8 protein-coding genes and 2 pseudogenes are annotated in these 9,791 nt (G+C 61.4%); 7 read left to right on the forward strand and 3 right to left on the reverse strand.

Features of this window, described 5'->3' with window-relative positions; genetic code table 11:
* Positions 1 to 24 precede the first annotated feature (24 nt).
* A complete protein-coding gene (locus HJB82_RS10750; protein ID WP_221139936.1) occupies positions 25 to 876 on the reverse strand; it encodes an oxidoreductase in 852 nt (283 codons plus the stop codon).
* A 132-nt stretch (positions 877 to 1,008) separates the two neighbouring features.
* On the opposite strand from HJB82_RS10750, the gene HJB82_RS10755 reads away from it, so the two are divergent.
* Both HJB82_RS10755 and HJB82_RS10760 read left to right on the forward strand, forming a co-directional pair.
* Entirely contained in the window at positions 1,009 to 1,896 is an 888-nt protein-coding gene (locus HJB82_RS10755; RefSeq protein ID WP_221139937.1) for a LysR family transcriptional regulator, read from the forward strand.
* Between the two features lie 169 nt (positions 1,897 to 2,065).
* Positions 2,066 to 3,037, forward strand: a complete 972-nt coding sequence (locus tag HJB82_RS10760; RefSeq protein ID WP_207584293.1) for an alpha/beta hydrolase — start codon at positions 2,066 to 2,068, stop codon at positions 3,035 to 3,037.
* Between the two features lie 30 nt (positions 3,038 to 3,067).
* On the opposite strand, the gene HJB82_RS10765 is transcribed toward HJB82_RS10760, so the two are convergent.
* Both HJB82_RS10765 and HJB82_RS10770 read right to left on the reverse strand, forming a co-directional pair.
* Positions 3,068 to 3,691 carry a carboxymuconolactone decarboxylase family protein gene (locus HJB82_RS10765; RefSeq protein WP_221116278.1) on the reverse strand — a complete coding sequence of 208 codons (624 nt, stop codon included), beginning with the start codon at positions 3,689 to 3,691 and terminating at the stop codon, positions 3,068 to 3,070.
* A gap of 58 nt (positions 3,692 to 3,749) precedes the next feature.
* A pseudogene (locus HJB82_RS10770) lies at positions 3,750 to 4,262 on the reverse strand (sensor histidine kinase); the annotation flags it as partial.
* 259 nt (positions 4,263 to 4,521) lie between these two features.
* On the opposite strand from HJB82_RS10770, the gene HJB82_RS10775 reads away from it, so the two are divergent.
* The 5 genes and pseudogenes from HJB82_RS10775 to HJB82_RS10795 all read left to right on the forward strand — a co-directional run.
* On the forward strand, positions 4,522 to 5,592 hold the full coding sequence (locus HJB82_RS10775; protein ID WP_207583863.1) for a LacI family DNA-binding transcriptional regulator: 1,071 nt from the start codon (positions 4,522 to 4,524) through the stop codon (positions 5,590 to 5,592).
* 9 nt (positions 5,593 to 5,601) lie between these two features.
* Positions 5,602 to 7,215 (forward strand): acyl CoA:acetate/3-ketoacid CoA transferase, encoded by a 1,614-nt coding sequence (locus tag HJB82_RS10780; RefSeq protein ID WP_221139938.1) that lies wholly within the window; start codon positions 5,602 to 5,604, stop codon positions 7,213 to 7,215.
* Complete coding sequence (locus tag HJB82_RS10785) at positions 7,208 to 7,987, forward strand: enoyl-CoA hydratase/isomerase family protein (RefSeq protein WP_207583865.1); 780 nt, start codon at positions 7,208 to 7,210, stop codon at positions 7,985 to 7,987. The genes HJB82_RS10780 and HJB82_RS10785 overlap by 8 nt, the downstream gene beginning before the upstream one ends.
* Positions 7,987 to 9,507: an aldehyde dehydrogenase family protein gene (locus HJB82_RS10790; protein ID WP_207583866.1), complete on the forward strand. Its 1,521-nt coding sequence runs from the start codon at positions 7,987 to 7,989 to the stop codon at positions 9,505 to 9,507. The genes HJB82_RS10785 and HJB82_RS10790 overlap by 1 nt, the downstream gene beginning before the upstream one ends.
* Before the next feature lie 88 nt (positions 9,508 to 9,595).
* Positions 9,596 to 9,791, forward strand: a pseudogene (locus tag HJB82_RS10795) (sugar ABC transporter substrate-binding protein); the annotation flags it as partial.

The raw sequence follows: 9,791 nt of genomic DNA on the forward strand, positions 1-9,791 counted from the left end.
CGGCGGCGGTACCGGCCTTGGCTCTCAGGCCGAGGCGTTTGCATCGCTCGAAAAATCCGTGGAGAGGGCAAGTTCACGCCAGACGGCAAGCTCCTTTTCGACGCTGGCATGCTGCTCCTCGATCACAGCCACCGTGTCGCTGCCGAACGGCATGCGCAGCGGCGGGTTGGCTGAATTGACCATCGTCATGATGCCGGCGGCGAGCTTGGCGGGATTGCCGGGCTGGGCATGATTGGCGTCGGCGGCGAAATTGCGCATGTTGCCGGCCGGCGTGCCTTCGTAATCGGCGATGGAGGCCGGGCTCACCGCCAGCGACGTATCGGCGAGGAAGTCCGTGCGGAAGAAGCCGGGCTCGACGATCGTCACCGTGATGCCGAAAGGTTCGAGTTCGGCGGCCATCGATTCGGACAGGCCTTCGACGGCGAATTTCGTCGAGCCGTAGACGCCCCAGCCGGGATAGCCGAAGTAACCGCCGATCGAAGAGAAGTTCAGAATATGGCCGGAACGCTGGCGGCGCATATAAGGCAACACGGCGCGCGTCACCTTCAGCAGGCCGAAGACATTCGTGGCATAGAGCTTTTCGATCTCTTCGGCCGTGGCTTCCTCGACGGCGCCGAGCAGGCCGTAGCCGGCATTGTTGGCGAGAACATCGATGCGGCCGAAGCGGGCGATGCCGGTAGCCGCAGCGTCTTTCGCCTGCGCCTCGTTGGTGACATCGAGTGCGACGGTAAGCAGATTCGGATGATCGCCGAACTGCTCGGTCACGGTCTTCGGGTTGCGGGCGGTGGCGATAACGGCATCGCCTGATGCAAGGGCTTCCTTGGTCATCAGCGCGCCGAAGCCGCGGGATGCACCAGTGATGAACCAGACTTTCATGACGAATTCCTTTCGAGGACTATTTGCTTGTCTCGGCGTCGCATCTATGTGCTGACGGGGTTGAATTTGACCGAAAATCCGTTGCTGTATAAGATTTGTTATTCTTGAAACTATGATGAGCAAAATTCAGCAATGCGTGCCACCGAACTTTCCGAACTCGCGGCTTTTGCGGCCGTTGCCCGGCATAAGAGTTTTCGCAAGGCCGGCGAGGAGAGGGGTGTCACCGCTTCGGCAGTCAGCCATGCCGTGCTCAACCTTGAAGACCGTATCGGCATTCGCCTGCTCAACCGTACGACGCGCAGCGTCTCGCTGACCGAGGCCGGCGAACTGCTGATCTCGCATCTCGACCCGGCCTTTGGCGAGATGGCAGCAGCGCTCGATGCGTTGAACCGATATCGCGACACGCCCTTCGGCAAGGTGAGGATCAATGTGCCGAATTCGATCGGCCCCTTCGTCATCGGCCGCGTCATTGCTCCGTTGCTCCAACGCAATCCCAATTTGCAGTTGGAGATCAACGCGACAGACAGGCTGGTCGATATTGTCGAGGAGGGTTTCGATGCCGGCATCCGCTTCGGTGAGCGCCTCACCGAGGGCATGATCGCACTGCGCATCAAGCCGCGCATCCGCTTGGTCGTCGTCGGTTCGCCCGCCTATTTCGAGGCCCGGCCGAAGCCGGCGACGCCGCACGATCTCAAGCGCCATCTCTGTATCCAGAACATGTTTCCGTCAGGTGCACGCTATGCCTGGGAGTTCGAGAAGGATGGCCAGGCGGTGAGCTTTCAGCCGACGGGACCGCTGTCGCTCGACGATCACGAACTGATGATGCAGGCAGCGCTCGGCGGTGTCGGTCTTGCCTATATCTGGGAACCGCGCGTGGAAAAGGCGATCGCCAATGGCGAACTGATCCAGGTGTTGGAAGACTGGTGCCAGCCGGAGGAGCCGCTCTATCTCTACTATCCGAGCCGACGCCACATGTCGGCGGGCTTCAGGGCAGTCATCGACGCGATGAGAGCCGAGTAAAAAGGTGAGGATTCGCATCCCTCAGCCTTTTGACTCCTGCGCGTGAACTGGCCAATGATGCTGCCATGGCCGCCATGGCCAGCATCATCGGGAGAGGTTGATGAACGGTCGAATTTTGCCAACTGGTAATCGAAGAGCTTCAAAGCGGCTCAGCGGTCTGTTGCCCACATTGGCCGCGCTGATGCTGCTGGCTTCGGCGGCGGCCGGCAAGGACATTGGACCGCAAAGCCAGGCCTCACGCGAGCAGGTCGAAAAGCTCGTCGGCCTCTGGAAGGATCATTTTGCCGGCGCCGACGGCTTGCAGCAGCGGCGGACAGCCTTTCGGGCGCTGATGGAAACGACGCCGGGGCCGACCCGCATCCAGGTCCGGCAGGTCGATGCGGACGGCGTCGATGCCGAGCTGATGTGGCCGGCCCGTCTACATCACCCGATCGGCCAAAGGATGATCCTCTATATTCACGGCGGCGGCTTCTCCAGCGGCTCCATCCGCACGCACAGCCTGCTTGCCGGCTCGCTCGCCAAGGCCGCATCCAGCGATGTGCTTCTTGTCGATTATCGGCTGATGCCCGAATATACCTATCCCGCGCAGATCAACGACGCGCTGACGGCCTATCGCTGGCTTCTCGACAATGGTTATCGCAATGACAATATCGTCATCGCGGGAGACGGCGCCGGCGGCAATATCGCGATCGAAACCGTGCTCCGGCAGATGCAGGCCGGAAAGGCGCTGCCGGCGGCGGTCATTGCGCTCAGCCCCATCACCGATCTTGCCGCGACGGGCGGATCGATGACATCGAATGCCGACAGCGATCCGCTGGTCGGCAAAGACTGGATCGGGGCCTTACGCAAGGCCTATCTCGGCAACCGGTCGCCGACCGATCCCCAGGCATCGCCGCTTTATGCCGATATGACCGGCTTTCCGCCGCTGCTGCTACAGGTCGGTTCCGGCGAAGTCCTGCTGGATGACACGTTGCGGCTCGCCGACAAGGCGCGCCAGGCGGGGGTGGACGTCACCACCGAGATCTGGCCAGGCATGCCGCATCAGTGGCAGTTGTTTCCCTCGCTGCTCGACGATGCCGATCGGTCGAGTCAGAATCTCGCCGAGTTTGCGATCCGGCATTTTGAGGACAAACCGGAATAATAGGGGCCGCAAGAGTAGGGGCTCACTCTCTCATTGCGATGTGCCACGCGACGGTGACGGCGCCAGCGGCCGCTCGACTTCCCGGCCCACGCTGAGCGCCTTTCTGATATTGGGCTCCAGCCGCTCGATATAGGCGTGATCGGGCGCGGCGCCGAGCGCATCCAGCATTTTCGAGAAGAAACACCGGGCCGCTGCCGCGGCCGTGATGTCGAAGACCTCGGCATCGCTCAGCCCGTGTTTCTTCAGCCCGTCTATATCCTGCTGGGTGACCGACGTCGCGTCGCGCGCCACCTTGGCGGCAAAGGCCATGATCGCCCGTTCGCCGGCATCGATCGGCGCTTTCTCCGTCTCGTTGACAACGGCCGTCAGCCCGTCGCTGGTAAAGCCCTCGCGCAGCAGCACCGAGCCGTGCGCCAGCATGCAATAGGAGGATTTCAGCTCCTTGGCCGCCGCCAGCGTCACCAACTCATAGCGCCTGAGGCTCATATGGCCGCGAATGCTCGAAAGCAGCGCTGCCCAGTTCTCCATCACCTCCGGCCGGTGACCGAAGGCACGGTACATGTTCGGCAGATAACCATAATTCGCCTCGGCCGACGCATACATCGACGTCGTCTTCTCGCTGGCGGATGCATTGGGGGTGTGAATGAAAGCCATGGCATGATCCTCCTCTATTGAGAAGGATAGGGTAGATATGCAGGACAGCAATCCTGAATTAACAGGTAGCGTCACTGCTCGCAGAAGCGTTACCGGTTCGCTCGATGGGAAGGGTTATGGTAAAGGTCGATCCGCACCCTCGTGCGATGCCGGTGCCGGCAATTCCAGTCGACGTTCCCGCACGAAAATAACGCTGGAACAGCCGGGGCACGTCTTCGGGATCGATCCCCACGCCGTCATCGCTGACCGAGACTGTGACGTTTCCCGTCTCCTCCCATGCCGTGACGCGAATTTCGGAGGTTCCGAGCGCGTATTTGACGGCATTGGACAGCAGGTTGGTAAAGACCTGCGCCAAAGTGCGCGGATCGGCATCGATGAACTCAGGTAGCCTGTCGATCTCCAATACAAAGCTGTGCGTCCTGGCGATCGAAGACTGCCGCTCGCAACAGGTTCTTATCAATGATCTCAAGGCGCAGGCGTCGTAGCTGATATCGATTTTGCCGGTGTCGAGGCGCCCGGCCGAAAAGATGCTCTCCATAAGATCGACGATCCGGTTAACCGATGCGCGGACTGCTCGTCCAGAAGGCCAGGGCTGTCCTTTCCCACCTCGTTGACATCACTCGGCATGGGTTCACTGATCCTGACAAACAAGCCAGCCGAGTGATTGGAATTTAGATCGTTCCAATTTTCCGATTGAGATTACGATCGAGAACGGCGCCGAATTCTCAATGGAAATGAACAAATCGATAATGGGGCTGCAAATGTCACTTGACAAAATTGGAACGTTCCAAATATTTATCCATCAGTCGACGTCGTGGTCGGAGAGGGAAATGACAAAGACGCGGGTAACCGTCATCGACATCGCAAAGGCCGCCGGCGTCTCCAAGTCGACGGTTTCGCTGGTGCTTCAGGGCTCCTCCCTGGTCAATGAAGGGACGCGTGCCAAGGTCAATGCCGTGATGCGCGAACTCGGCTACGTCTATAATCGCGGCGCAGCCAATCTTCGCCAAGCCGGTGCCAAATCGAAGATCGTAGGGGTCGTAGTCAACGACCTGACGAACAGCTTCTTTGCCGAGCTGGCGGTCGGCGTCGATATGGTCGTTCAGTCGGCCGGATTCGTGCAGTTCCTGTCGAACACCAGTGAAAGCATCGACCGGCAGCGCGAGGTCGTCGCATCGATGCGTGAGCATGGCATTTCGGGGCTGATCGTCTCGCCGGCGCGCGCCACCGATGCCGCCGATTTCAAGCCGCTCGTGGCGGCCGGCATACCGGTGGTGGTGGTCGTTCGAAACCTGCCCGGCGCCAAGGTCTCGTCGATCGTCTCCGACAACCAGGCCGGCATGATGTCGGCGGTCAAGCACCTGGCCGGCCTCGGTCACAAGCGCATCGCTTTTCTCGGCGGCTTTCCCGACACCGCCGTCTTCGACGACCGGCTTGCCGGTTACCGAAGCGGTGTAGAGGCAGCCGGGCTCGATTATCACGAGGATCTGGTCGTCTCATCCGCGCCGTCGCGGGCCGGCGGGGTAGAGGCGATCGGAAAGGCGATTACGCTTGGCCGTCGGCCGACCGCAGCGGTCTGCTTCAACGATGCCGTGGCCTTCGGCGTTTGCGACGGATTGCGCGCGCGCCGTCTGGAGCCTGGCGCCGACTTCGCAGTGGTGGGTTTCGACGATGTCATCGAGGCTCAGGCAGCGGTTCCGGCGTTGACGACGGTCTCGGTCGATCCGCAAGGCATCGGGCGCCGCGGCGCACAGATGCTTCTGAAGCAGATCAATGCCGGCAAGGCCGAGGCCGAGACGGTGATAACAGCCGTTCGCCTGGTTGTCCGCGAGAGCTGCGGCGCTGGCAAGACCACGCCGGCAAAGACCGGCAAGAGCGTAAAAATCGAAACAGGACGCTGAGCAACGCATATGAAGAAGCATCTCACCCCAGCCGAAGCGGCCGCGTTGATCCCGGATGGCGCCATTGTGACGGTATCGTCATCGAGCGGTCTCGGTTGCCCGGATCTCATGCTGAGGGCCATTGGCGAGCGTTTCGATGCGACCGGTCATCCCCGTGACTTGACGACCCTTCATCCGATCGCCGCCGGCGACATGAGCGGCATCAAGGGCGTCGACCATATTGCCAGGAAGGGTCTGCTCAAGCGTATCATCGGCGGCTCCTATCCATCGGGACCGTCGTCATCAGAGCCGCCGCTGATCTGGCAGATGATCACCAATAACGAGATCTCGGCATACAATATTCCCTCCGGCATCCTATTCGACATCCATCGCGAAGCCGCCGCCAAACGGCCGGGCGTCCTGACCAAGATCGGCATCGACACATTCGTCGATCCCGAGCGGCAGGGCTGCGCGATGAACGAGCTGGCTTCGGAACACCCGGTGGTCAAGCGTGTCGGCTTCGAGGGTGACGACTGGCTGTTCTTCCCCTCGATCGTCCCTCAGGTCGCCATTATCCGCGCCACCACCGCCGATGAGCGTGGCAATCTTACATACGAACATGAAGGCGCATATCTCGGCGGCCTCGATCAGGCGCTGGCCGCCCGCAACAATGGCGGCATCGTCATCGCGCAGGTCAAGCGGATCACCAAGGAAGGCTCGCTGAAACCCCATGACGTCCGCGTGCCTGGAATGCTGGTCGACTATATCATCGTCGATCCCGATCAGAAGCAGACGACGCAGACAGGGTACGATCCGGCAATTTCCGGTGAGATCTTCCGCCCGCTCGCGAGCTTCCACGTTCCGGAATTCAATGTTCAGAAAGTCATCGCGCGCCGCGTCGCGCAGGAACTTCAATCGGGAAGCTGCGTCAATCTCGGCTTTGGCATCTCGGCCAACGTGCCGCGTATTCTGCTGGAGGAGGGCCTTCACGGCGCAGTCACCTGGGTGATCGAGCAAGGCGCGGTCGGGGGCGTGCCGCTGCTCGACTTCGCATTTGGCTGTGCCTCCAATGCGGATGCATATATGCCGTCTCCCTACCAGTTCACTTACTTCCAGGGCGCAGGTTTCGATGCGTCGCTGCTGTCCTTCCTCGAGATCGGCAAGGACGGTTCGGTCAACGTCTCCAAGCTTTCCTTCCGGCCGCATGTGACGGCTGGCGCCGGAGGCTTCGTCGACATCACGGCGCGGGCAAAGAAGATCGTCTTCTCCGGCATGTTCAACGCCGGAGCAAAGCTTTCGATCGCCGATGGGGCTCTTCTCATCGAAAAGGAAGGCAAGCTGAAGAAGCTCGTCAACGCGGTCGAGCATGTCACTTTCAGCGGTAGGCGGGCGATCGAGCAGGGGCAGGAGATCACCTATGTCACCGAGCGGTGCGTCATGAAGCTGATGCCGGATGGCATCGTCCTCACCGAGATTGCGCCCGGCGTCGATCTCCAGTCCCATATCCTGGATCAATCGGAGTTTCCGCTGATCGTCGCCCCCGACCTGAAAGTCATGGACGCCGCACTCTTCGGCGAGGCAGCCATCGGCCTGTCGCTTCCAGCCAAAAGGGAACGGACGCTGGAGGGCGGTTTCAATGGCTAGCGGAACAGTCAGAGTTGACATCGACGGACATGTTGCGACGCTGACGATTTGCCGTCCGGAGAAGCTGAACGCGCTCGATCTCGACATGCTGAAGGCCTTAGCGGACGCGGCCGACGCGGTGGAGGCGAACCCGGATGTGCGCGCCGCCGTTCTGACGGGCGAAGGAAGGGGATTTTCCGCAGGCGGCGATATCAAGGCCTGGGGCGGAATGCTGCCGCAGGAATTCGGTCATCTCTGGGTTCGGTACGGTCATCGTATCTTCGAAAGACTGGCGACGCTACGGGTGCCGCTGGTCGCGGCGCTGAACGGCCACGCCCTCGGCGGCGGGCTGGAGCTGGCGGGCGTTGCCGACATTCGCCTCGCAGAGCAACACATCAAGATCGGCCTGCCGGAGACAGGCCTCGGAATGGTGCCGGGCTGGTCGGGGACCCAGCGTCTCGTGCGCCGGTTCGGGGCGCAGGCCATCCGGCGCATGGCGCTCGGCGGTGAGATCTTCACCGCCGAGGAGGCAAGGCTGCTCGGCATCGTCGACGCAGTCGTTCCAACAGGAAATTCACTCGCCGCCGCCAGGGAATATGCTGAGAGGATTGCTGCAAGAGGGCCGGCTGCCGTCGAGATCGCCAAGTTGATGATCGCATCGGCGAATGGTGAAGACAATGGAACCGCGGTCGAAGCCCTGGGCTCGATCCTCGCCGCCAAGACCGGCGATCTGAAGGAGGGCGTCGCATCATTCAGCGAGAAGCGCCCGGCAACGTTCAAGGGAGAATGGTAATGACGGTTCTCGTCAACCCCACCGCGCTCAGCGACCACAAAGCGCGTGATTTCAAGATGCTGATCGATGGCAAATGGGAGACCGGCGCTGCCGATCCGATCGAGCGTGTCGCGCCAAGCCATGGTGTCGTGGTCAGCCGGTTCCCGACCGGCAGCAGGACGGATGCCGAGCGCGCCATTGCTGCGGCACGCAAGGCCTTCGACCTCGGGCCATGGCCCCGCATGACCGCGTCCGAACGGTCCGCCATCCTGCTCAAAGCTGCCGATCTGATCGCCGCGCGTGCAGAGGAGCTGGCGTTTCTGGATGCTATCGAGGCAGGCAAACCGATCACGCAGGTGCGGGGCGAAATTGCCGGCTCGGTCGATATCTGGCGCTATGCGGCGGCTCTTGCACGCGATCTCCATGGCGAAAGCTACAATACGCTCGGCGACGGCACGCTCGGCGTCGTCCTGCGCGAAGCGATTGGCGTGGTCGCGATCATCACGCCCTGGAACTTTCCGTTCCTGATCGTCGGCCAGAAGCTGCCCTTCGCGCTCGCCGCGGGCTGCACCGCCGTCGTCAAACCCTCGGAGCTGACCTCAGGATCGACACTTGTGCTCGGAGAGATCTTGCAGCAGGCAGGCGTTCCGGATGGCGTCGTCAACATTGTCACCGGTGGGGGATCTGAGGTCGGCGCCATCATGACCTCTCATCCTGACGTCGACATGGTGTCCTTCACCGGCTCGACCGGCGTCGGAAAACTGACGATGTCGAATGCGGCGCAGACGCTGAAGAAGGTGTCGTTGGAATTGGGGGGCAAGAATCCACAGATCGTCTTTCCGGATGCCGATCTCGATGCGTTCATCGACGCTGCGGTCTTCGGCGCCTATTTCAATGCCGGCGAGTGCTGCAACGCCGGCTCGCGGCTGATCCTGCACAAATCAATCGCCTCCGATGTCGTCAAGCGGATTGCCGCGTTGTCGAAGGCAGTGAAGGTCGGCGACCCGCTCGATCCATCGACGCAGGTCGGCGCGATTATCACGCCGCAGCACCTGGAGAAGATTTCAGGATATGTCGCCGGTGCCAGGAGCAGCGGTGCTCGGATCGCGCATGGCGGCGAGACGCTCGACCTCGGCATGGGACAGTTCATGTCGCCGACGATCCTCGAAGAGGTTACCCCTGATATGGCGGTGGCGCGCGAGGAGGTCTTTGGCCCGGTCCTTTCGGTCCTGACATTCGAGACATCGGCAGAAGCGATCAGCATCGCCAATTCCATCGACTACGGTCTGTCGGCCGGTGTCTGGAGCCGCGATTTCGACACGTGCCTGACGATCGGCCGGTCGGTGCGGGCAGGGACGGTCTGGATGAACACCTTTATGGACGGCGCCTCGGAGCTTCCCTTCGGCGGTTACAAGCAGAGCGGCCTCGGCCGCGAGCTCGGCCGCCATGCGGTCGAGGACTACACCGAGACCAAGACGCTGAACATGCATATCGGCAAACGCACCGGCTGGTGGATGCCGCAGACGGAAAAGCTGGCTTAGCCGGTAATGAAACTACGCCTGAGGAGGGCGGGTGATTGGTGCGGGAATGGGTCCCGCATCTTCCAAAATGGAACTGGGAGGATCTTCGATGAATAGGTTTTTGACCACGACTGCCGTGATCGCATTGGCTCTGGCCGGCGCTCATGTGTCCGCTCGCGCAGCTGACGTAAAAGAAGTTCAGATGCTGCACTGGTGGACGTCTGGCGGCGAGGCAGCGGCGCTGAACGTTTTGAAGCAGGATCTGTCGAAGGAAGGTTTTGCCTGGAAGGACGTGCCGGTTGCCG

It is taken from the genome of Rhizobium sp. NZLR10, from assembly GCF_019685125.1.
GTDB lineage: Bacteria > Pseudomonadota > Alphaproteobacteria > Rhizobiales > Rhizobiaceae > Rhizobium.

What these genes read in the sequence shown, in the direction of transcription:
- HJB82_RS10750 (WP_221139936.1), bottom strand. Translation starts at nt 876, where the DNA reads ATGAAAGTCTGGTTCATCACTGGTGCATCCCGCGGCTTCGGCGCGCTG.
- HJB82_RS10755 (WP_221139937.1), top strand. Translation starts at nt 1,009, where the DNA reads ATGCGTGCCACCGAACTTTCCGAACTCGCGGCTTTTGCGGCCGTTGCC.
- HJB82_RS10765 (WP_221116278.1), bottom strand. Translation starts at nt 3,691, where the DNA reads ATGGCTTTCATTCACACCCCCAATGCATCCGCCAGCGAGAAGACGACG.
- HJB82_RS10775 (WP_207583863.1), top strand. Translation starts at nt 4,522, where the DNA reads ATGACAAAGACGCGGGTAACCGTCATCGACATCGCAAAGGCCGCCGGC.
- HJB82_RS10780 (WP_221139938.1), top strand. Translation starts at nt 5,602, where the DNA reads ATGAAGAAGCATCTCACCCCAGCCGAAGCGGCCGCGTTGATCCCGGAT.
- HJB82_RS10785 (WP_207583865.1), top strand. Translation starts at nt 7,208, where the DNA reads ATGGCTAGCGGAACAGTCAGAGTTGACATCGACGGACATGTTGCGACG.
- HJB82_RS10790 (WP_207583866.1), top strand. Translation starts at nt 7,987, where the DNA reads ATGACGGTTCTCGTCAACCCCACCGCGCTCAGCGACCACAAAGCGCGT.